This is a genomic window from Vulcanimicrobium alpinum, from assembly GCF_027923555.1.
In the GTDB taxonomy this organism is placed as follows: Bacteria; Vulcanimicrobiota; Vulcanimicrobiia; order Vulcanimicrobiales; family Vulcanimicrobiaceae; genus Vulcanimicrobium; species Vulcanimicrobium alpinum.
This window is the reverse complement of record NZ_AP025523.1, coordinates 2216837-2239622: the sequence shown is the minus strand read 5'-3', so window position 1 is coordinate 2239622 and position 22786 is coordinate 2216837. Positions and strand designations below refer to the sequence as shown.

General features: G+C 65.7%; 21 protein-coding genes and 1 pseudogene. 17 read left to right on the top strand and 5 right to left on the bottom strand.

Annotation, left to right across the window (positions count from 1 at the left end):
• Nucleotides 1-23: 23 nt before the first annotated feature.
• A complete protein-coding gene (locus WPS_RS11545) occupies nt 24-221 on the bottom strand; it encodes a Flp family type IVb pilin (RefSeq protein ID WP_317994631.1) in 198 nt (65 codons plus the stop codon).
• Nucleotides 221-382 (bottom strand): Flp family type IVb pilin, encoded by a 162-nt coding sequence (locus WPS_RS11540; protein ID WP_317994630.1) that lies wholly within the window; start codon nt 380-382, stop codon nt 221-223. The genes WPS_RS11545 and WPS_RS11540 overlap by 1 nt, the downstream gene beginning before the upstream one ends.
• Nucleotides 383-991: 609 nt before the next feature.
• Here WPS_RS11540 and WPS_RS11535 point away from each other — a divergent pair.
• From WPS_RS11535 to WPS_RS11485, 11 genes are all read left to right on the top strand, one after another.
• A complete protein-coding gene (locus tag WPS_RS11535) occupies nt 992-2410 on the top strand; it encodes a type II and III secretion system protein family protein (protein ID WP_317994629.1) in 1419 nt (472 codons plus the stop codon).
• A 27-nt stretch (nt 2411-2437) separates the two neighbouring features.
• On the top strand, nt 2438-3733 hold the full coding sequence (locus WPS_RS11530) for a pilus assembly protein TadG-related protein (protein ID WP_317994628.1): 1296 nt from the start codon (nt 2438-2440) through the stop codon (nt 3731-3733).
• Entirely contained in the window at nt 3730-4215 is a 486-nt protein-coding gene (locus tag WPS_RS11525) for a TadE/TadG family type IV pilus assembly protein (RefSeq protein WP_317994627.1), read from the top strand. The genes WPS_RS11530 and WPS_RS11525 overlap by 4 nt, the downstream gene beginning before the upstream one ends.
• Entirely contained in the window at nt 4212-4634 is a 423-nt protein-coding gene (locus tag WPS_RS11520; protein ID WP_317994626.1) for a TadE/TadG family type IV pilus assembly protein, read from the top strand. The genes WPS_RS11525 and WPS_RS11520 overlap by 4 nt, the downstream gene beginning before the upstream one ends.
• A 19-nt stretch (nt 4635-4653) precedes the next feature.
• The gene (locus WPS_RS11515; RefSeq protein WP_317994625.1) at nt 4654-6081 is read left to right on the top strand and encodes a glycosyltransferase 87 family protein; all 1428 of its coding nucleotides are present in this window, start codon (nt 4654-4656) and stop codon (nt 6079-6081) included.
• Nucleotides 6082-6313: 232 nt separating this feature from the next.
• Entirely contained in the window at nt 6314-6838 is a 525-nt protein-coding gene (locus WPS_RS11510; protein WP_317994624.1) for a hypothetical protein, read from the top strand.
• Nucleotides 6838-8298 (top strand): hypothetical protein, encoded by a 1461-nt coding sequence (locus WPS_RS11505; protein ID WP_317994623.1) that lies wholly within the window; start codon nt 6838-6840, stop codon nt 8296-8298. Before WPS_RS11510 ends, WPS_RS11505 begins: the two co-directional genes overlap by 1 nt.
• Nucleotides 8295-8552, top strand: coding sequence for a hypothetical protein (locus WPS_RS11500; RefSeq protein ID WP_317994622.1), 258 nt, complete (start codon nt 8295-8297; stop codon nt 8550-8552). The genes WPS_RS11505 and WPS_RS11500 overlap by 4 nt, the downstream gene beginning before the upstream one ends.
• 90 nt (nt 8553-8642) lie before the next feature.
• Nucleotides 8643-9725: an IS5 family transposase gene (locus WPS_RS11495; RefSeq protein ID WP_317994482.1), complete on the top strand. Its 1083-nt coding sequence runs from the start codon at nt 8643-8645 to the stop codon at nt 9723-9725.
• 158 nt (nt 9726-9883) lie between these two features.
• Entirely contained in the window at nt 9884-11095 is a 1212-nt protein-coding gene (locus tag WPS_RS11490) for a glycosyltransferase 87 family protein (protein WP_317994621.1), read from the top strand.
• A gap of 50 nt (nt 11096-11145) precedes the next feature.
• Entirely contained in the window at nt 11146-13272 is a 2127-nt protein-coding gene (locus WPS_RS11485) for a hypothetical protein (RefSeq protein ID WP_317994620.1), read from the top strand.
• A 421-nt stretch (nt 13273-13693) separates the two neighbouring features.
• Here WPS_RS11485 and WPS_RS11480 read toward each other — a convergent pair whose 3' ends face one another.
• On the bottom strand, nt 13694-13927 hold the full coding sequence (locus WPS_RS11480) for a NifU family protein (RefSeq protein ID WP_317994619.1): 234 nt from the start codon (nt 13925-13927) through the stop codon (nt 13694-13696).
• The gene (locus WPS_RS11475; protein ID WP_317994618.1) at nt 13927-14832 is read right to left on the bottom strand and encodes a class I fructose-bisphosphate aldolase; all 906 of its coding nucleotides are present in this window, start codon (nt 14830-14832) and stop codon (nt 13927-13929) included. Before WPS_RS11475 ends, WPS_RS11480 begins: the two co-directional genes overlap by 1 nt.
• A 324-nt stretch (nt 14833-15156) precedes the next feature.
• Between WPS_RS11475 and WPS_RS11470 the strand changes: the two are divergent.
• Nucleotides 15157-16466 (top strand): annotated as a pseudogene (locus WPS_RS11470) (RNA polymerase sigma factor).
• A gap of 77 nt (nt 16467-16543) precedes the next feature.
• On the opposite strand, the gene WPS_RS11465 reads toward WPS_RS11470, so the two are convergent.
• Nucleotides 16544-17437 (bottom strand): prenyltransferase, encoded by an 894-nt coding sequence (locus WPS_RS11465; protein WP_317994616.1) that lies wholly within the window; start codon nt 17435-17437, stop codon nt 16544-16546.
• Nucleotides 17438-17496: 59 nt separating this feature from the next.
• Here WPS_RS11465 and WPS_RS11460 point away from each other — a divergent pair, with 59 nt between their 5' ends.
• From WPS_RS11460 to WPS_RS11440, 5 genes are all read left to right on the top strand, one after another.
• Nucleotides 17497-18399, top strand: a complete 903-nt coding sequence (locus WPS_RS11460) for an NAD(P)-dependent oxidoreductase (RefSeq protein ID WP_317994615.1) — start codon at nt 17497-17499, stop codon at nt 18397-18399.
• Nucleotides 18400-18406: 7 nt separating this feature from the next.
• On the top strand, nt 18407-19960 hold the full coding sequence (locus tag WPS_RS11455; RefSeq protein ID WP_317994614.1) for a Ppx/GppA phosphatase family protein: 1554 nt from the start codon (nt 18407-18409) through the stop codon (nt 19958-19960).
• A gap of 10 nt (nt 19961-19970) precedes the next feature.
• A complete protein-coding gene (locus WPS_RS11450) occupies nt 19971-20672 on the top strand; it encodes a response regulator transcription factor (RefSeq protein WP_317994613.1) in 702 nt (233 codons plus the stop codon).
• Nucleotides 20669-21835, top strand: a complete 1167-nt coding sequence (locus WPS_RS11445; RefSeq protein WP_317994612.1) for a sensor histidine kinase — start codon at nt 20669-20671, stop codon at nt 21833-21835. Before WPS_RS11450 ends, WPS_RS11445 begins: the two co-directional genes overlap by 4 nt.
• Nucleotides 21836-21935: 100 nt before the next feature.
• Nucleotides 21936-22754: a phosphate ABC transporter substrate-binding protein gene (locus tag WPS_RS11440; RefSeq protein ID WP_317994611.1), complete on the top strand. Its 819-nt coding sequence runs from the start codon at nt 21936-21938 to the stop codon at nt 22752-22754.
• Nucleotides 22755-22786 lie beyond the last annotated feature (32 nt).

The following is a 22786-nucleotide window of genomic DNA, read 5'->3' as shown; positions in this document are numbered from 1 at the left end:
AGGGTCGCCGCAGCGTTCCGGCATCAGAGACTGGTTCCCAAGTAGCTCATCACGCCGGAGATTTGTCCGCTCAGGAACAGCACCGCCGTGATGCACAAAAGGGCAACCAGACCGAGAATGAGGCCGTACTCTGCGAGTCCTTGGCCCGAATCGTCATCCGTGAGAGCGGCGCGCAGCGCAGCGTGAACGGTGAGGATCGGGGCCAATACGGCCCCGGACATTAGATGCTGCTTCCGACGTTGCTGAGGATGCCTTGGATTTTTCCGCTCAGGAACACGACGGCAGCGATGCAGACGACGGCGATGAGCCCGAGGATCAGGCCGTATTCGGCGAGGCCCTGACCGGCATCGTCGACGAGAACGGAATTGATGGTGCGAAGCATGGGTTCTCCTTGGAAGAGGGGGAGGTGGTTAGCGATTGGGGTCGGTGTCCGGCGGGGCCGGCACGTTGGGAGGCGCCACGGGCAGTGAGGCCGACGTGCGGGCTCCTCCCGGGAGGGGCCGTACGACGACCGTCAGGATCGCGCCGGCGAAGTATGCCGGAGCGGTCGGGATGGTCGTGGTGAACTTGCCGGACGCGTCGGTATCGATGACGCGGCGGCTGAGAAGCACCGTGGGAAGGTCACGTGAGTACGTCGCGTACAGAGCCGCTTCCACGGGACGCGCGGCCGGAGCACTCCCGGACACTGAAAGAGCTTCCGCGCCGATGACGCGGGAGACGTTCAGGGTAACCCCGGGGCCGGTCGCCGTAGCATCCGCGGCTCGCGCCGCCGGAGCAGCGAGAGCCGTGAACCCCGTCACGGCCAGAGCGATCGTTGACCACTTGCTGTTGACACGCATCGTGGCCGCATCGTAAACGCCCGGCCCACCCTCTGAAAAGCCCGCGGGGCCAAACTTGACGGTCTGACAACGCCATGGAAACGCCGGGTCGTGCATAATCTGTTCAAAGCCGCACGCGCGGTTCTGCTTTGTTATCGGAACGAGGTCTTTGCTTGCGCAACGTTCGCACGTCTCTCGCAGTACTCGCCGCGGCGGCGGCCGTCACGGTCCCCTTCAGCGCGCGGGCCGACGTGGTCACGCAGCTGTCGGTGCGCACCGGCCAGTCGATGGTGCTCAGAGCGCCGTCGCTCACCCGGGTCGCCGTCGGCGACGGCAAGATCGCCGGCGTCTACCCGATCGGGAACTCGGAACTCGTCCTCAACGGCAAGGCGCCGGGGCGCACGACGCTCTTCGTGTGGACCACCAGCGGCCGGCACAGCTACGACATCACGGTGCTCGAGCAGAGCCTCGAAGATCTGAGGCGGATGATCCAGTCGTCGATCAACGATCCGACGGTTCATGTTGACTCGTTCGATCATTCGATCGTGCTGGCGGGAAGCGTCCCTACCGGTGAACGGCTCGTTCAGCTCAGCGACATCGTCGCGCGCTTTGACCCGGTGGTGACGGCGAACAAGTACACCGTCGTCAACGCGGTGACGGTCGCACAGCCGCTGGGGCCGCTCGAGAACGAACTCGCCGCCGACAAAGCGACCGCGGGCGTGCACGTCGACCGCGACCTCAAAGGCAACCTGATCGTCAGCGGTACGATCCCGGACCGTACGACTGCCGAACGCGTCCTCGCTCGCGTCCGCGCGCTGGGTGGCCCGTACCTCGCCATCGACGGTAAGGTGATCGATCGTCTCGAGAGCTCGACGACGAGTCAGGTCAACGTCAAGGTCTACATTCTCGAAGTCGACGAGACCGCGCTGAGACAACTCGGAGTCAACCTCCAGAGCGCGACGTTCCAGAATAGCGCGAGCGGCTCTACATACACACTGGGATCGGCACAATTCCCGGTCGTCGAGAACCCGGTCGGGCCGGGGCAGGCGCTGAAACTCGGGTCGTTCTTCCGGACGATCACGTTGGCGCCAACGCTGAACCTCATCATCACGAGCGGCCACGGGCGCATCCTCTCCTCGCCGGATCTCGTGACGATGCCCGGGAAGGAAGCGAACTTCTTGGTCGGCGGTCAGATCCCGATCCCCTACGCGTCGGGCCCCTCGCAGATCGCTATCCAGTACAAGGATTTCGGCGTTCAGCTCAAGGTGACGCCGACGATCCTCGGCAACGGCGGCGTCGAAACGGTGATCGCTCCGGAAGTCTCCGATCTCGACTTCCAGGACGGGGTCACGATCAGCGGCTTCACGATCCCTGCGCTGAAGACTAGTAAACTTTCGACCGACGTGATCACCAAGTCCGGCGAGTCGGTCGTCCTGGGCGGGCTCCTGCGGCGGGTGGAACAGCGGAATATCGATAAAATCCCCCTGCTCGGAGACCTGCCGATCCTCGGCAAGCTCTTCCGTTCGACCCGCTATCAGTCATCGCAGACCGACGTCGTGTTCGTGATGACGCCCGAGATCCTGACTCGCTGAGTTGGATATCTAGCGAAAGAGGACGTTATGGCAACTGTTTCGATTCGCAAGCGCACGACGCGACCGGGGGAGCGCGGCCAGATCCTGCCGATCTTCGCGCTGCTGCTGGTCGTGCTGTGCGGTTTCGCCGCGCTCGCCGTGGACGTCGGATACTGGCGCTACCAACAGCGGCTCGAGCAGTCCGCTGCGGACAGCGCCGCGATCGCTGCCGCGGCAGAAGTCGCGTACACGACGAGCACGAGCAATGCGACCGATAAGGCCAACGTGCAGACAGCCGGCACGAACGACGCGACGACGAACGGTTACACGAGCGGGACGGCGAACACCACCGTCACGGTGAACTGGCCGCCGGCGACCGGCCCGAACGCCGGCAATGGACAGTCGGTGGAAGTCACGGTCGCGCGCGTGATGCCGGCGTTCTTCCTCGGCGCGATCATGCCGTCGGGATTTGCGCAGACGGTACAAGCCCGCGCGGTTGCGAAGCGCCTCGACACCGGCGGCGGCTGCATCTACGTGATGAAGGGAAGCATTAGCGGCGACCTGACGCTCCACGGCGGCGGTCGAGGCGGAATCACGACGGTTCCGCTGTGCGGCGTGATTGTTAATGGCAATATGACCGTGACCGGTCAGGCCAATATCGATGCGAGCTTTATTTCATACGTAGGGAATGGCCCCGGCGGCGGCAGCTACCCGCACGCGCAACCGCAAAAAGGGTTACCGACCTCCGATCCCTGCGCGCGCATAGCCGGCTGCGCGTACCTCGCTACCCTTTCCACGACAAACCCCGGGCTCTTCTCGGCGCCCTGCCAGGATGTCGGCGGCGTTCTCCCGCCAAATCCCCTGCCGCCGGGCCATTATTGCGGGACTGCCACGCACGTACCGTATTCGCAGTCGCCAATCATCCTCGCGGGCGGTCTCTACATTATGGACAATGGGATGTTCCGCAGCCTGATAGTCTCCACCGTGACCGGCTCCGGCGCCACAATCTACAACAATTGCACCTCAACGGTGTGCGCGGATACGACGCTCAGCGGTGGAAACGTTCTAAACACGATCGTTGCACCGACCAGCGGTCCCAGCGCAGGGGTGGCATACTATCAACCTCCTAGCCTTGTCAATGCAATCACGGTCAACGGCGCTGCCGGAACCATTACGGACATGGGCGGCGTCTACGCGCCCAACGGGACGTTTACGTTCAACGGCCAGTTGCCGTCGATCGCATTTCTCGTCGCTGGTGACATTATTATGAACGGGGGCGGCCTCGCCGCTGGCAGTTCGCTGTACAACAACACCTCGGCGTTGAACGCCGTACTCGTGGAATGATGAAATACTTCAAGCCGCTCCAGCGCGCGAGCCGCGGTGCTGCGCTCGTCGAACTCGTTTTGATTGCGCCGCTCACCCTCATCGTCCTCATCGGGCTGATCGAGATCGGGCGATACGGCGACTACGTCATCCGCATCGCAAACGCAGCCACGGCGGGTGCGTTTTACGGCGCCCAACAACCGGGCAATGCCGGCGACTTCACCGGAATGCAGGCGGCGGCGACAGCCGACGCCGCGGCGCTGCCGAACATCAGTGCGACCGCGACGAATTACTGCGCCTGCTGGGCTGCCCCGACGACACATTTCGCGTGCACCGTCGCTGCGACGTCCAGCTGCACGCCCGCTGCGACGAACCACGAAATTGCGTTCGTCAGCGTCACGGTGACCGGCTCGTTGTCATCGCTGACGAACTACGGGTTCTTGCCGGCCTCGCTGCGATCGATCAGCGTGTCGCGCACGGCCGTCATGCAGGTAGCGCAGTGACGTTCAGTCGCGGCACCGTTCTTGCGGAGTTTGCGCTGGCAAGCGTCGTATCGTTTACGTTGCTGTTCGGGATTATCGATTTTGGACGCGCACTGTACACCTATCATCTCGTGACTGAGGCCGCGCGCCTGGGCACCCGCTACGCGATCGTGAACGGCGCAACGGCATGTACCGGCGCCACCAGCCCGGATCCGATGCAAGCATTCGTCAGCGGTCAGGCACCGGGAATTACCGCCAGCCAAATGACCGTGACTACGACCTGCGCCACGCAGAACGGGTGCACGTCAACGACGACGAATCCGCCGCGCGGGTGTACGGTCACGATTTCGGTTACGTACCCGTTCCATTTCCTCATCCCGCTCGTCTCGACATTGGTGCCGTCGATGAGGACGTCGTCGACGATGACGATTGCGAACTAGGCTCGTCATTCAGAAGTCGATGCTCGCTCGCGGAACTGCCTGGTTTATCGCGCCGACCATCCTCGTCGCGATGATCGTCATGACGAGTCTCGGCGGCCACGAAACATATCTCATGGGTGATTTTCGCGCGTTCTACTGCGCGGGACAGGCAGTGGCCGCTCACGCAAACCCGTATCTCGAAGAACCGCTCCGGTCGTGTGAAGCCGCTGCCGGCCCCCCGGCCGAACCAGCGTTTTTACGTCCTGTCGCTCTTCCTGCGCCTTTGCCGCCTTATGCGCTGCTCGCGTTCGTACCACTCTCGCGCCTGCCGTTTCCGATTGCAGCCGTCATCTTTGAATTGCTGATGATCGGAGCGATGATCGGTGCGGTGCTTTTGTTTGCTCGGGTCACTGGTGCGTCGAGCGTCTTGCTCAATCTCGCCTTTGCTGCGATCACCGCAACGGTGACGCTCTACGTCGGTCAGCCCGTGCCACTGGTGTTCCTCGCAATCGCTGCATCCGCGCTCTTGGCAAGACAGGGTCGATGGATCGCCGCCGCGTTATGCGCCGCGGGCGCGAGCATCGAACCCCACGTCGCGCTGGCGGCGATCGTGGGCATGTTTGTCGCATTTCCGCGCACGCGTCTACCACTCGCTGCTGCCGGCGCAGTGCTTGCAGGAGCGAGCGCCTTCGCGGTCGGCGTGCCTACGACGATCTCGTATCTGCGTGACGTGGTGCCGGCCCATGCACTTGCCAATGCCTACGAGTGGCAGTTCAGCTTGACGTCGATCCTGACGTCGCTTGCCGTTGCACCGGAGACCGCGATTCGCAGCGGTGAGTTCATGTTCGCGCTGATGTTGGTCCTGGGTGTCGCCGTTGCGTGGCGGCTCTGTCGCATCACCGGTGACCCCGCGGTAATGGTGATCGTACCCCCGGCGTTCGCCGTGTTCGGCGGCGTCCACGTACACTTCCAGCAGCTTGCCATTGCGTTTCCCGCAATGCTTTATGTCTATCAGCGGTTCCCGAACGTCCGTATTCTCGCAGGCACTGGCATGTCACTGAGCATGATTCCGTGGAACGTTCTTAGTACGAGCATCCTGACTGGGTTGTCTCCGCTGCTCGTCGGTGTGTTCGCGCGTATCACGTTGGGCCAGCGGCGCGGCCTCGTGCTCACGTGCTTGTCGGCGGTGATTGCGCTTTCGCTGTTATTCCTCGCTCTCGCCGGTTTCGGTCCGCCTCCGGCGCACTTTGTCGTGCACGTCTACCCGCCGAGCACGCTGGCGGAGAACAGTTGGGGGGCTTTCTCGCGCGCGACGCTAGCGCGTCCGTCGCTTCTCATGCAGTGGCTGAGGCTTCCAACGATGGTCGGACTCGCCTGCGGTCTCTTGGCAATCGCCCGCAGCGCGTTCGCCGCCTCGCCCGTTGAACAACGAACAGTCGCCGAACGTATCGTCGCCGCAACGGCCTGATGCGGCGCGTCAATCCGGACCGCGTCCTTCCTTGGGTGTGCTTCGCCGCGGTCGAAGCCCAGCTGATCGCTATCGCCGTGAAGTTTCCGCCCGCCGACGGCGATCGTCTCTGGCAGCAATGGCTGGGGGAGCGGATCCTTCACGACCACGCGATACCGCGATCGTTGGGGACGGAGACCTTCGCGGCTGCGGGAGCACCGTGGACCCCTCACGAGTGGCTCTTTTCCGTGGCGTGTTCGGCGGCGTCCACGTGCACTTTCAACAACTTGCTGTCGCGTTTTCGGCGATGATCTACGTCTACCAGCGGTATTCGAAGCTGCGGATGCTGGCGGAGACCGGCATCGCGTTGAGCATGATTCCCTGGAATGTGCCGAGTTCGAGCGTGCTTACCGGCGTGTCGCCCGTGCTGGTCGGCGCCTTCGGTCGCCTCACCGTCGGTGAGCGGCGGGGTTTGGTCCTTACGGCCGTGTCCGCTGTGCTTGCGCTCTCGCTGCTGATTCTCGCGCTGGCGGGCTTTGGACCGCCGCCGGTGCACTTTGTCGCGCACGCCTATGCGCCCGGCGCACTTGCTGAGAGCAGTTGGGGTGATTTCTCGCACGCAAGTTTAGCGTGCCCGTCCCTGCTCACGCAGTGGCTGCGGTTGCCGACGCTCGTCGGTCTGGCCTGTGGTCTGATCGTGATCGGCCGCAGTGCGTTCGCAGCATCGACAGTCGAAATGCGCGCCGGTGCCGAGCGAATCGCGGCCGTCTCGATCTGATGCGCATCGACCCGGACCGTGTGATCCCGTGGGTGTGCTTTGCCGCGATCGAGGCGAGGCTCGTGGCGATCGCGCTGAAGTTTCCACCTGCTGACGGCGATCGTTTCTGGCAGCGTTGGCTTGGCGAACGCATCCTGCACGAACACGCCATACCGCGCTCCCTTGGCGCTGAGACATTTGCCGCGGCAGGAGCGCCATGGACGCCGCACGAGTGGCTCTTTTCACTGGCGCTGGCGCTGGGGGTCGATCGCGGCATCCCGTGGGCGGTGCCGTTGGCATGCGCGATCCTCACGGGGGTCGCCCTGGCGCTCGTCATCGTGCGTAGTCAGCGCCGCGGCGTCTCGCCGGTGCTTTCGTCTGCGGCAGTGCTTTTGTGCGGGCTCGCGCTCATGCAATCGTACGGCGTCCGCGCGCAAGTTGTCGGATGGGCCGGCGTCGCCGTCGTCTTAACGCTGCTCGAACGGGAAGACCGATGGTCGTGGCTCGTTGTGCCGGTGACGCTGGTGTGGGCGAACCTGCATGCGAGCGTCTTTCTTGCGCCTGCAATCGTGCTGCTGTTTGGGATCGCGGCGGTCCTGCAAGATCGTCGCTGGTCGCGTGCGGTGTCACTTTATGCAAGCGTCTTTGCGTGCGCGGCCGCCGCGACGCTGGCAACGCCACTAGGCGCGGATCTGTTGCGGTACGCCGTCGGCTTGACGACGAGCCCGATCCGGCATTTAATCGCCGAGTGGGGTGCGACGAGCGTCGATAGTGCGTCGTTCACTCTGGGCGCCCTTCCATTGCTTCTGATCCTGGCTGCCTTCGGCGTTCGGGCGTCGGCGCGTGACCGCATCCTCGCAATCGCCTTTTCGGTGCTGCTGTTCGGCGCCGTTCGCAACGTCCCGGTATTCGCGTTGGCTACGGCACCCATCGCGCTCGCGGCCCTTCCCGTCTCGCGCGGGCGGGAAAAGGATCGCTCGCGCGTCGAGCGCGGCGTCGCATGGAGCACGGTGGGCGCAGCTGCTGCCGTTGCTGTCGTCGTTGCGGTATTGTCGTGGCGGGGAGCGCCGATTGCCGCGCAGACCTTGCCGGTGGGCCCGGCGCAGACACTCCTTGCGGAAGCGCGCACGACACCGCGCGTGTTTTGCGAGGACTTCGCATGGTGCAGTCTCTTTCTGGCCGACTCACGTCCGGCGGCGTTTTTCATGGACGGACGCTGCGACCCGTATCCGGCGGCAATATGGACGAAGTACCTGCGAGTGCTCAATGGCAACACCGGATGGAACGACGTCCTTGAGGCGTATCACGTCAACGCGGTGCTCGTCCGCCGGGACAGCGCCCTGGATAGTTTGCTTTCGGAGGCGCCCAACGAGTGGCGCTCGATCGGAGCCGACACGCATGCACGGCTCTACGTGCGTCCGGCGCTGATTGCGACGTCGCCTCCGCGCAGTCGGTCCGACGCAGCGGACGCTCCCTTGTGATCGGCGCGCGTCTCAGCCGCGTATGGGTGGTGCGCTACGAGTGGGCGGCGGCGCTCGGGCTTGGGCTGACGATCCTCGGGATCACCCTGACGAGTCGTCTCAGTGCAGACGTCATGGCGGACTTCCGGGCGTTCTGGTGCGGCGGGGTTGTCCTGGTGCACCATGCGAATCCCTATTTGCAGCAGCCGCTGCAGCGGTGCGAGCAGCACGCCGGGCCGCCGTGGGAGGGCGCGAGCCTTCGTCTAGCAGGCTGATGAAAAATCGGCCGAGTTGATGTTGGCGTGACGGCGTTTTTCGCGTATTATAAGAGCAAGTCTCCTCATACCTTGGTGAGGTTGCGGCCGATGCGGACTCATGATGAGCAGCGTGCATCCGTTTGGACGACGTTGCAGCCGGAAGACACCGTGCCCGGCGATCATCCGTTGCGCCCGATGCGCGTGATGGTCAACAAAATTCTGCGCGAACTCTCGCCGGAGTTTCCCAAGCTCTACTCCCGACGGGGCCGGCCATCGATCGCGCCGGAGAAGCTGCTGCGAGCCTTGCTGTTGCAAATGTTCTACTCGATCCGCAGCGAGCCGATGCTGCTGGAGCAGTTGCGTTACAATTTGCTCTTTCGTTGGTTCGTGGGCTTGAGCATGGACGACAAGATCTGGGACCCCTCGACGTTCAGCAAGAACCGCGATCGGTTCTTGAATGGCGAAATCTCCGAGCGGTTCTTCGCCGCCGTGGTCGAGCGGGCGCGTGCCGACGAACTGCTCTCGAACGAGCATTTCACCGTCGATGGGACGCTAATCGAGGCGTGGGCCAGCCACAAGAGCTTTCGGCCCAAGTCGGACGACGAACCGCCGACCTCGAGCGGCGGTCGCAACGAGGGCGTGAACTTTCGTGGCCGGCCGCGCAGCAACGAGACGCACGTCTCGAGTACCGATCCGGACGCGCGGTTGTACCGCAAGAGCAGCGGCGCGCCGGCGATTCTCGGCTATCTCGGACATGCTCTGATGGAGAATCGCAACGGCTTGATCGTCGGCGTGAAGACCACTCGCGCGACCGGGATCGCCGAACGCGAAGCAGCGCTGGAATTGATTCGCGGGGTCAGCGGAAGCAACCGAATCACGCTCGGCGCCGACAAGGCGTACGATACCAAAGACTTTGTCGAGGCGTTGCGAGCGCTCAACGTGACGCCGCACGTTGCTCAAAATACGACCCGTCGCCGCAGCGCGATCGACCGCCGAACCGTCCGCCATCCGGGCTACACGGTGAGTCAACGCAGGCGCAAGTTGATCGAGGAGAGCTTCGGGTGGGGCAAGACGATCGGCCGATTGCGCAAGGTGCATTTCCGCGGGCTTGATCTGGTCGGCGACATTGTGCGCTGGACGGCCGCGGCGTACAACTTGATCAGGATACGCAATCTGAGGGCCGCGACATGATGCGAAGTCATGCTGACCCGAGGGGGCGTTTTCGAGATGAACCGCTCGGCAACGGGCTTCGAGAGGTCCGCCGACCTCCCGAAAACCGTGCTGAACGGGCAGTTCGCGAACCACGCGCCGATTTTTTCACGGGGCTGCTAGTCGCGCTTCCGGCTCCGTTGCCCCCGTTCGCTCTCCTCGCATACGCGACGCTCTCCGCCCTTCCGTTCTCGAGCGCGATGATCGTCTACGGGGCTCTGCTGGCCGCAGCGATGACGCTGGCGGTGTTCTTACTCGCACGGGTCACCCGTGCACCGCTTTTCGTCGTCGCCGTCGCGCTCGCTCCGATCGCATGGTCGGACGCGATCTTGCGGGGCCAGCCGTTTGCAATCGTGCTCCTCGCGTTCGCAGCCTCCGCGTACCTCCTACAGCGTTCGCGGCCGGCTGCTGCGGCGTGCTGCCTCCTCGCCGCCACGGTGCAACCGCATGTCGCACTGCCGGCGCTGCTCGGAGCCTTGGTCCTGGTGCCGCGCATGCGGATCTCCCTGCTTCTCGGCGGCATCGCGCTCGCCGGGGCGTCGGTGGTGCTCGTGGGTCCGGCGGTGACGACCGTGTACCTACGGGACGTCCTCCCCGCACATGCCTCAGCCAACGCCTACGAGTGGCAATTCAGCCTTACTTCGCTGCTGACGTCGATCGGTATCGCGGCGCGCCCCGCTATTACAGCAGGGTCATTGACGTTCGCGGTGATGACGCTGCTAGGGATCGTCGCCGCGGAACGATTCGTCCGCCGCGATGGTGACGCGGCGGCGGCCGTGCTCATCCCTCCGGCATTCGCGGTGTTCCTCGGGGTGCACGTCCACTACCACCAGCTCGCGCTCGCCTTTCCCGCGATGCTGTTCGTGCTCGTTCGATACGAGCGTTGGCGATCGATCGCGGGCGGCGGCCTCGTAGCGGCGATGCTGCCGTGGGATACCATAATCGCACCGTTTCTGATCGGCGTGTGGACGATGCTGGCTGCGATCGTCGGCCGCTTCGTGTACGGTCCGCGTCCGGCGCTGTGGCTTGCCGCAGGTACGGCGCTGTTCGCGGTCGGGATCTCGCTGGCCGCATTCCTGCATCCCGCCTTGGGCGGCGGAGCATCGTATTTCACACCGCATCCCTATCCGCCCGATGGTCTCGCCGAAACAAGCTGGTCCAACTATTCGCGTCAGGTTCTTTCGCGGACATCTCCCCTCTTCATGATCATGCGGATGCCTACCGTTCTGGGACTGCTGGCTGGAATCGTGGCGATCGGGGGCGCGGCGTTCGCGCCTAGCGCCGCGGCTGACGCTATGGGTCGGGTTACCGCGTTCGCGCAGCCGTGGCGCCGGCGCCGGGGTCAACTGTGATCGCACGCTGGTGTCGCCGCCGACGAATTCAGCCGATCGCACGCCATATAGTGCCGACTCGTTCGATCGATCCTCTCGGGACTGCCCCCCGGGCGATCGAGGAAGAAGAGCGAATCAGCGGCCCCCACAAGCCCGCGTCACGGCGCGGATTCGCCACGGACGCCGGCGGGCAGCTGCGGGCACTGACGTCGCTCCGCTTCGCTGCGCTCATCGCGAAGTCAAAGAGCCTCGCGTCGAAGCGCATCGTCGTCCGCACCCTCGCCGTCGTCCTCTCGCTGCTGTTCTTGCTCGACATCGTTCAGCCGGAAACGTCGGAGATCGCGCATCTCGGGTTGACCAACCTTGATGGATCGTGGCGCCTGGGCCTGACGATGGCGGCGCTCGGGCATCTGCGTTTCGGTCAGGATCTCATCTTCACGTTCGGACCTCTTGGCTACGTTCTTGAAGGTGTCCCGCATCCGATGCTCGCGCGATCGGCGGCTCTGGGCAGCCTGCTGATCGTGGTCTTCGCCATCGTGGGATGCTGGCTGGTGTGCAGCCGGCACGACGGCATCGTGTCGCGGGTAATGGTAATCACGGGGTTCGCGGTCGCAGCTGCCGCCGATGGCCTCGATTACGTGGCATACACTGGAGTGCTTTTCTTTCTGGGCGCAGTCGCGGATCATCGGCGCCAGGCGGTGGTGATCGCACTCGTCATCGCGGCCGTCTGCCTTTTTGGATTCCTATCGAAACTCACGCTCGGTTTTGCCACGTTTGCGACGGCGTCCGTCTACTGGCTGTTCGAGTTCGCTTTCGGAATTTGCAGCCGGCGTCGCGCGGCACTGATATCCTTGGCCGCTTTGACGATCGTCGTCGCGGGTGGTCTTTTAGCCGCCTTCGGTTGGTCGTTGAACAGTGTTGCGCAATACCTCGTCGGAGCGACCGAAATCTCAGCCGGCTATTCAAGTGCGATGTCGCTGCCAGGCCCTGCGCTCGAGGCACTCATCGCTGCCGGAATCGCCGCGATCATCGCGGGCGCAGCCCTCGTTCTTCCCCGCGATAACAAAGCCTTAGGCGTCGCGATCATCGTCGCGGTTTTCCTGGCGTGGAAGCATGGCTTTGTCCGCGCCGATTGGCACGCGCTGCATTTCTTCTGCATCGCCAGCGTCGCGGCGCCGCTCGTCGCAATGGCGGAGAATGGACGCACGGCCCGCCTGTGGGGTGCGCTTGCGATGGCCACGGCCACCGTCGGTCTGTCATTGACCGGGATCATGTTCCATGGAAGGATCGCGGCGCTGTTTCGTGTCGAGCGGGTCGCGCTCGGTGCGCGGTACCTGCTCGCCCCGGTGCCCACGGCGGCCGAAGCGCAGCAGCGTACGACGGAGCTCATCGCAGGTGACAAGCTTTCCGACAATGTGAAACGGCGCATCGGCACGGCCAGTGTCGACGTACTCCCCGGTGAAACCGCCATCGTGTATGCGAATCAGCTCCGCTGGTCACCGTTGCCCGTTTTTCAGAGTTACAGCGCCTACACGCCGCGTCTCGATTACATCGATCGCGATGCGCTTACGGCGCACGGCGCCGACCTTACGCTATTTCGGTATTGGGATCTCGACGAGCGGTACCCGTTGGCGTCCGAGCCGGCGACGTTCATGGAACTGATTTGCCGCTATCGCCTGGGATCATTTGAGGCGGCGACGCCGGCGTCCGGCGCATTCATGGTGCTGAACAGACAGCGTACAAACTCATGCAAGTCGTCGCCGGAACCGAGTATCACGGTGCCGGCAACGTTGAACACCTCCGTCGCGGTACCGAAGTTAAGAAACCCCGGCGACATGATCGAGGCGTCGCTCGACCTCGCGCCGACGTTGTTTGGAAAGGTTGCGACGCTCGTGTGGCGTGCTCCGATGGTTGTTATCGAGGTGCACTATCGCGATGGAACGAGGAAGAGCTGGAGACTCATAGCGGCGACGGTCTCTGACGGTCTGCTCGTTTCGCCGATGCCACGAGATCAGAAGGAAGCAAACGTTCTTTTTTCGTCTAGACCTCACATGGCGGCCGCGGTCGAGTCGATTCGCGTAGTAGCTCCGGAGCGATATTACGCCCTCAAAAGCGTGCGGTTCCGGCATTTCTCTAACAGGCGGACGCATTCTCGAGGCCGAACCACACTCGCGTTCCGTATTGAGGCTGTGCGATAATGCTCGGGCCGGGAAGAACCGGCATCGCGTGCTGGACGCTCTTTGCACTCGCCCTCGTCTTCGGCGTTTGGGCCGTCGGCCTTCGCTGGGACGTGGGAATTTCTTACTTTCAGAGCTGGCGCCAAACGCAGACGGCGCTCGTCACCTTTTGTGTGAAGCCGCCACGTTGGTCGGCACTGTTCCTGTGAAGCCCCGCACTCGAAGTCAACTGCCCTTGTCTGCGCTCAACGCGCTCGACGGAAATTCAGCAGCAAGCGATCGCATCGATACGGTTTAGACGGCGCTAGGCATCCCACTTGCGTTCGGCCGCTACCGGCGGACGTTGTGATTAGAGCCGCGAAAAAGTTGGCCCGTGGCGCTCGGCTCCGACGGCCAGGACGAAGCCGCCGCTGTGCGGCCCTACCTCGCGGGACGATCCCCGTTACAGCTGTTCGACCGCCAGAATCTCGGGAACGTCCTCGCGCACGACGGCTTCGATCCCGCCTTTGAGGGTGGCGTTGGACGCGGGGCATCCGCCGCACGCGCCGATCATTTGCACGTACGCGATCGCGTCCTCCACTTTGATCAGCCACACGTCTCCGCCGTCGCGTCGGATCATGGGCCGAATCCGGTCGAGAGCGGTTTCGATCCGGCTCTCGACCGTCGCGGTATTCACTACTGACCGAACTCCTTCATGAGGTCGTGCATGCGCCCCGCCATCGCGGTCGCGTCGTCCCACGTGCGCTGCCACATATTGCGTCCGAAGATCAATCCGACGCAGCCGGCTTCCATCGCGATGCGCGCCTTGTGCACGGTGTCGTCGTTGCTGAGTTTCGAGCCGCCCGAGACGAGCACAAGCGTACGCCCCGCCGACTTTACAACCTTGCGCAGACCATCGATCTCGCTCATCGTCGTCGTGTTGTAGGGCTTCGGCGACGCCTCGGGCGCGGTCTCCGAATGCGGTACGTTGAGCTTCACGATGTCGGCGCCGATCTCGCACGCGACCCGCGCCGCGTAGTCGACCGCGTAGAGCGAATCCTGACCGCCCTTCGCCTTCACCGCCGAGCCGCGCGGATACGACCACACGATCAGCGGCATGCCGTACTTCTCGCACGCGCGCCGCACGCCGTTGGCCTGCTGGATATCGCGATCTTGCGCCGGCGAGCCGACGTACACGGTGTAACCGACGGCGCTCGCGCCCAGACGCACGGCGTCCTCGACGCTCGACGTCAACGGCGAAAATGAGTTGTCGTCGGGCGGCACGTTGGTCTTGCCGTTGACCTTGAGGACCAGCGGGACGCGGCCCGCGTACTCTTTGTGATACTTCTCGGCGAGCCCGATATGGTAGGCGATCCCGGAGAAATTGCCTTCGACCGCCAGGCGCAGCACCCAGTCGGTGTCGAGCGCGTCGGGGTTGTCGAAGAAATCGATCGGGCCGTGCTCGAGGCCCTGGTCGATCGGCAGCAGCATCAGGGTCCCGTTGCCGGGGCCGTGCCCGTACATCATGTCGTAGAGGCGCGCGCGTTTACCCGTCGAGAGGTTGAGCTCCTCGAACGTCGGACGGCGGATCGAAGCAAGCATCCTGGCGGTTCTCCCGGTCGCGGTAGTGGTCGGCCCGACGCCTTCGCCCGGGCGCCCTTGCGCTCATTGTCCCTCGCGGGGCCCGACGGCGCAACGACGGCGGTCGTCCCGCCCCTTGGCGGCGTCTGTCGATTTCTGCCACACTCGTTCGACGTCTCCGTAGAACCCGACCCAATGAAGGAGTACGCACCGTGCGATTTACGCATCGTCAAAGCCAGCCCGAGCAGCGAGACAGGGGTTCTGCCCCGAGGACTTCGGGCCGAGTCCGGCCGTGGAACGTGAGCGCGCCCTGAACCTGAACGGCCGAGGGTAATCCCCGACATCGTGGCGGCGCCCGACACGCAGCGGGCGATCGAGGCCGTTGGGCGGATCGAGTCGGCACGTCTGATCGCCGGGCCACACGCATCGTCCGCGACGTCGGGCTCGCGGAAGAACTCGCCGGCGACGCCCTCGTCGCCGCGCTCGAACGGTGGCCGCAGTCGGGCGTCCCCGAGAACTTGGGCGCCCGGCTGATGGCCGCCGCGAAGCACCGCGCGATCGATCACCTCCGCCGCAGCACGCGCTTTGCGCAACGTCACGAGGAACTCGGCCGCGCGCTGGTGCGCGAACTCGAAGAGGCCGGCCGTGCAACCGACGACGCAGCGGCGGATCCCGTCGGCGACGACCTGTTGCGGCTCATCTTCATCGCGTGCCATCCCGTGCTCGGCAAGGATGCGCGTGTCGCGATGACGCTGCGTCTGCTCGGCGGCCTCACTACCGAAGAGATCGCGCGCGCATTCCTCGTGTCGAAGGCGACGATCGCGCAGCGCATCGTGCGCGCGAAGCGCACGCTCGCCGGAGCGCGCGTCCCCTTCGAAGTGCCCGATGGCGCCGAACTCGTCGCGCGCCTCGAAGCGGTGCTCGAAGTGATCTACCTCGTTTTCAACGAGGGCTACAGCGCCAGCGCCGGCGACAACTGGATGCGCCCGGAACTCTGCGCCGACGCCCTGCGTCTCGGCCGCATCCTCGCCGAGCTCGTCCCGCGCGAGCCTGAAGTGCACGGCTTGGCGGCGCTGATGGAACTGCAGGCGTCGCGGCTGCGTGCGCGCGCCGGACCGTCGGGCGCGCCGGTGCTGCTGCTCGATCAGGATCGCTCGCGCTTGGATCGTGTGCTCGTACGGCGCGGCCTCGAGGCCCTTGCCCGCGCGGAGCGCCTGGGGCAAACGCTCGGGCCATACGCGCTGCAGGCCGCGATCGCCGCCTGCCATGCGCGCGCGAATACGGCCGAGGAGACGGACTGGCCGCGCATCGCGGCACTCTACGATGCCCTCGCCGAGCGCATGCCCTCGCCGATCGTCGAACGCAATCGCGCGGTCGCAGTCAGCATGGCGTTCGGCGCGGCGGCCGGACTTGAGTGCGTCGACCAACTCGTCGATGAACCGCTACTCAAGACATACCACCTGCTGCCCAGCGTCCGTGGTGGTCTGCTGCAGCGCCTCGGCCGCGTCGCCGAGGCTCGCGTGGAGTTCGAGCGCGCTGCCGGGATGGCGCAGAACCTCCGCGATCATGAATTGCTGCGAGAACGCGCCGCCGCATGTCGAGAATCGGCTGCGCCGTTCTCGACGTCGCGTCGCGCGACGGAGCGATCGTGCTGACGCGCCGGTTCTGCGACATCGTCGGCGATGCGGCATGCGAACGCCATGAGGTGAGCGCGGCATAATCGCGTGTGTCGTCAGAATCCGAGCGCGCCGAACGCGTACGCCGCTGCAAGTCCCGTGACGACCGTCGCACAAAGGGCGACACCCCAGAAGGCCATCGTCGCCGTATGGGGGTCGCGCCGCACGCATCGCGCCAACGCGATCGCGCATGCGAAGGCCGGCAGCAACGCGAGCGCATGCCAAGTCGACCCCGTTTGCCATGCGACCGACACCGCGACCGCGGCGGCGATCGAGGCGCTCGCGACGATGAGCGGGCACGCGCGCGCCGGTCCCCAGCGGACAACGAGGGTCCGCTTCCCGCTCGCACGATCCGCTCCCGCGTCGGGCAACTCGACGCACAGCATCATCGCAAACATCGCGAACGCCGGCGGTGTGACGGCGGCGAGGATCGGTTCGTCGATCGCGCGTGCAAACGCCGCATATCCGGCGCACGGAACGAGTACCGCGACCACGAGCGCGGTATCAAGTTCGCCGAGTCCACGCGCCGCCAATCGAATCGGCGGCGCCGAATAGCACCACGCGCCGGCCGCGATCGCAACGCCGATCACAGCGGTGACGGCGTCGCCTGCCGCCGCGAAACGCAGCGCGAGCGCGAGGCCGGCCGCACCGCACACGAGCGCCGCGGTCAGCGCGGCGCGCGCCGGGAGTGCGCCCGCGACGAGCACGCCGCTTCCGCCCGACCACGGTGTCTGCGCGGCATGCGCGTCCCCCTCGCGATCGAAGTAGTCGTTCGCGTAGTGCACCATCAGGTGCAGCGACGTCACCATCGCCTGCGCCCACAGATACGTCGCCGCGTCGAGGCGGTGTCCGGTCCAGGCGGCGACCGCGGCGCCGAGCGCGACGCCTGCGAACCCGCCGTAGAGAAACAGCGGCCGGGTCAATCGCACGAACGCCAGCAGCGCAGCCATCGCGCGCGCTCTTCGCAGGGCAGGCCGCGCGCGCCCGCGCGACGTACGCGGGCGCTCGTATGGCAACGCCGCTGGGGATGATCGGTCTGGGAGCGATGGGCGAGCCGATGGCCGCATCGCTGCTCCGCGCGGGGTTCCCCGTCACCGCCTGCGCGCATCGCGATCGCAGGGCGCTCGAACGGCTCATGGCGCTCGGCGCGCGCGACGGCGGCGATCCGGGAGGGGTCGGCGCCGCGAGCGATGTCGTCGTCCTCTGCGTCCCGGACGCGCCGCAGGTCGAAGACGCGCTCTTCGGCGAGCACGGCGCGACGCTGCGCGCCAAGCCGGGGACGCTGTTCATCGACATGTCGACGATCTCGCCGATCGCATCGCGCGCGATCGGCGCGCGGCTGCGCGAGGGCGGATTCCGCTTCGTCGATGCGCCCGTTTCGGGCGGCCCCGCACGCGCGACCAGCGGAACGCTCACGATCATGGCGGGCGGCACGCCCGAGGATTACCGCGATGCCGAGCCGGTGCTGCTGGGGATGGGAACGCCGCGCCACGTCGGCCCGCCGGGGATGGGCGAGGTGGTCAAACTCGTCAACCAGATCATCATCGCCAACACGGTGCTCGGGAACATCGAAGCGCTGACGTTCGCCGCGAAGGCCGGTGCCGACATCGACGCCGTGCTCGAAGTGATCGGCACCGCGACCGGCGCGAACTACCTCCTGCAGAACTGGCTGCCCAAGAGCTGGCTCGCGGGTTCGTTCGCGCCGGGCTTCGCGCTCGATCTCCTGCGCAAGGATCTTGCCGCGGCGCTCGATTCCGGGCGCGCGATGGGCGTCGCGATGCCGTCGAGCGCGCTGGCGTACCAGATGTACACCGCGGCGTCGGGCGAAGGCCACGGCCGCGACGACTACACGTCGGTGGCGCAGTTCTACGAACGCGCAGCCGGCGTTCAGGTACGCACGAAGCCCGCCTAGGCGTTCGATGCTGTTCGGCGCGATCGACGTCGGCACCAACTCGATCCATCTGATCGTGGTCGAACTCGACGCGGCGTTCGACACCTCGCGTGTCGTCTACAAAGCGCGCGAGATGGTGCGGCTCGGCAGCGACGATGCGCTCGAACATGGCCGGCTCACGCGCAAGGCGATGGAACGCGGCGTCGACGCGATCGCGCGATTCGCGGAAGCGGCGCACGAACGCGGCGCAGACCGGGTGCGCGCGGTCGCGACGTCCGCGGTGCGCGAGACGGCGAACGGCGGCGAGTTTCGCGACCTGGTCGAGGCGCGCACCGGCGTGCGTCTGGAGATTCTCGACGGAGCCGAAGAAGCGCGGCTGATCCACCTCGGCGTCGCCAACGGGTATCCGCTCTACGACCGCGTCGCGTGCATCATTGACATCGGCGGCGGCTCGACCGAGTTCGTCGTCGCCGACGGCGAGCGGCCCTACCTCGTCGACTCCGTGAAGCTTGGAAGCCTGCGCCTCTACGACGCGTATCTGCGCGGGCGTCCCGATCCGCTGCGCGCGGCGCGCAAGCTCGACGCGCACGTCACCGGCGTCCTCGCGCCCCTGACCGAACGTATTCGTCATTACCGGATCGATCTGGCGCTGGGGACGTCCGGGACCATCATGGGCCTCGCGGCGCTCGATGCCGCAGCGCGCGGCCTGACCGTCAAACGCGTCCACGGCTACACCCTCAGCCGCCTGCGGCTCGAGACGCTCCAGCGCAAGATGCTGGTGATGACCGAGGCGGACCGGCGCCGCATGCCGGGGATGAACCCCCGCCGCGCCGACATCATCGTTGCGGGGAATGCGGTGCTCATCGCGGCGCTCTCGCTGCTCGGGCGCGACGAGATCGTGGTGTGCGAGCGCGCCTTGCGCGACGGCGTCGTCGTCGATCTCGCGCACCGCGATCGTCTGCTCGCCGAACGCTTGGGCGACGAGCGCGCCGCGCGCCTCGACGCCGTCGAGCGCCTGGCCCAGCGCTACGAGCACCTGGGCGGCCACCAGCGGCACGTCGCACGGCTCGCGCTAGTCCTCTTCGAGCGGCTTGCGCCGCTACACGGTCTGGCACCGGGCGACCGCGACCTGCTCTGGGCGGCGGCGATCCTACACGGCATCGGCCGATTCGTCTCCGACAGCGGCCACCACAAGCATGCCGCCTACCTGATCCGGAGCACGCCGCTGCCCGGCTGGCGTGACGAGGAGCGGCTTCTCGTCGCGCAGATCGCGCGTTACTACCGCAAGGCGATGCCCAAGCCGACGCACCTCGACTACGCCGCCCTCGATGCGCCCGACCGGCGGCGCGTCGACATGCTGGCCGCGCTGCTGCGCATCGCCGACGGCCTCGATATCCGGCACCTGGGCCTGGTGAACGACGTGGCGGCCGGGCTCGAAAACGGGATCGTGCACGTTACCGCGCAGGCCGACGGTGACGTCTCGGACGAACTCGACGCCGCGACGGCCAAAGCCGACCTCTTCGAACGCGCCTTCGGCGTTCGAGTCGCGTTGGACGCCGTCGTTCCTGCGACCCTAGGATGACGTGCCGCACGTGACCACCGCCATCGCCGCGAAGAAAAAGATTCTGCTCGTTGACGACGAGGCCGCGATCGTCCACTCGCTGCGCTACAATCTGGAGAAGAACGGCTACGCCGTCGCGACTGCCGGCGACGGCCGCACCGCGGTCACCCTCGCGCAGACCGAGCATCCGGATCTCGTCGTGCTCGACATCATGCTCCCGCTGCTCGACGGCATCGAAGCGTGCAAAGAGATTCGCCGGTCGTCGACCGTGCCGATCATCATGCTCACGGCCAAAGATCAGGAGTTCGACAAAGTGCTCGCGCTCGAGCTCGGCGCCGACGACTACGTCACCAAGCCGTTTTCGCTGGGCGAGATCATGGCGCGCATCAAAGCGCGACTGCGCCGCGTCGAGGTCGACGCTGAGGAGCGCGACGAGTCGATCACGGCCGGCGACATCACGATCGATCCGTCACGCCAGCGGCTGGTGGTCCGCGGCCGCGAGGTCTCGCTCGCGCCCAAAGAGTTCCGCCTGCTCAACGTGCTCATGGAGAACCGCGGGCGCATCGTGACGCGCCAGATGCTGCTCGAAAAAGTCTGGGGTTACGACTTCGAAGGCGAGCACCAGACGATCAGCGTGCACATCCGCTGGCTGCGCGAGAAGATCGAAGTCGATCCAAACAACCCGCGGCACATCATCACGATCCGCAGCCGCGGATACATGTTCCGCGAGTGACCGATCCCGGCGTCGTCGCGGGCGCCGTCGGCGCTTTGACGGGCGTCATCGTCACCTACGCGACGCTGCGATTCCGCGGCGACGACCGCACCGAACTCGCCGCGCACCCGTCTGCGCCGCCGGCGGCCTCGGCCGACGATCGCGTCGAACGTCTCGTCGACGCGCTGCCCTTCGCGGCGTTCACGATCGACGATCGCCGCCGCGTGAACGTGTTCAACGCGGCCGCCGCGGAGTTGTTCGGGGTGGAACGCGATCGCGCGATCGGCCGCGCGATCATCGAGGTCGTGCCCTCGGTCGACCTCGAGCGGATGCTCGCCGACGCGCTCGCCGGCGAGACGCGCACGCAGGACATCGCCTTCGGGAGCGGCGGGCGCGAGCGCTTTTTCGGGATCACCGCGCAGCCCTACGAGGATGGGGCGATGGCGATCGCCGCCGACCGGACCGCGATGCTCGAGGCGGAGCGTGTGCGCCGCGACTTCATCAGCGACGTCTCGCACGAACTGCGCACGCCGCTTTCGGCGATGAAGCTGATGCTCGAGACGCTGCTACTCTCCGACGACGACGCCGAGGCGCGTACGCTTTTCCTGCCGCAAATCGCGGACGAAGTCGAGCGCATGATCCGCCTGGTGCAGGATCTGCTGGAGCTCGCGCGCTCCGACGCGAGCGCCGTTCCGCTGCGCACCGAGCATTTCGATCTCACCGAGGTCGCGACGTCGACGGTGAACACGTTCGCCCAGCGCGCCGACAGCCTGGGCGTCGATCTCGAGCTCGATGCGCCCGAAGCGGTCGACGTCGATGCGGATCGCGGGCGCTTGGTTCAAGTGACCGTCAATTTGGTCGACAATGCGCTGCGTCACACCCCCGACGGCGGGCGCGTCGTCGTCGAAGTCGGCCGCGAGGGAGACGACGCGATCGTGCGCGTGCGTGACACCGGCATCGGCATCCCGTTCGCCGACCTTCCCCGCATCTTCGAACGATTTTACGTCGTGGATCGGTCGCGCTCGCGCGAGCACGGGGGCACCGGACTGGGCCTCGCGATTGCGCGGCAACTGGTGCAGCTCCATGGCGGATCGCTCACGGCCGAGTCGGTATACGGGCACGGCGCGACGTTCACGATGCGCGTGCCGATACGCCAGTCGGGCCCAAAGATTAAGACGGGTTAAGACAGGCTTAAGGGACATTTACGCTTCGCCTGCGACGATGCTCCGCGGTCGCCCGTTGTCCCTGACGGCACCCCAGTCATCATGTCCGGAGGAACGATTTGTGAAGAGGAATGCTGCGCTCGCGGCCCTGCTCCTCGGTTTTTCGGCCGTCGCCACGTCGGCGCCGGCTTTCGCTGACACCACCATCACCGCTGCCGGCTCGACCGCGCTGCTCCCGCTCGTCAAGGATGCAGCGGCCGCGTACCAGCAGGCGCATCCCGACGTCAAGATCAGCGTCTCGGGCGGCGGCTCGGGCACCGGAATCAATCAGGTCGTCGCGAAGGCGATCGATATCGGCGATTCCGACATCCTAGCGCCGACGCACCCGGAACTGCACGACAGCCGCGTCGCAGTGATCGGGTTCGCGATCGTCACGCATCCCGGCGTGACCGTGAAGTCGCTCTCGAAGACGCAGCTCCAGGGAATCTTCTCCGGGAAGACGACGAACTGGAAAGAGGTCGGCGGGCCGGATCAGAAGATCGTCGTCATCAACCGTCCGCGCAGCTCGGGTACGCGCGCGGTGTTCACGAAGACCGTGATGGGCTCGACGCCGATCAGCGAGAGCGGTCTTACGGAAGACGCGACCGGGACGGTCGTGAGCGTCGTCAAGCAGACGCCGGGCGCGATCTCGTACGCCGCGTTTAGCGGAACGCGCGGCGCGGGACTCAACGAACTCGCCGTCGACGGCGTGGCACCGACCGATGACAACATCATCGCCGGGAAATACCCCGTTTGGTCCTACGAGCACATGTTTACGAACGGTGCTCCGACAGGCGAAGTCTCGCGCTTCATCGCGTTCGTCCAGAGCAACTCGGAACTCGTGCGCAAGGACGGCTTCATCCTGATCCGCGATATGAAGGTCAAAGAAACCGACCGCTGATCGAAGGCTTCGGAAGGGCGGCTGGCATAGTC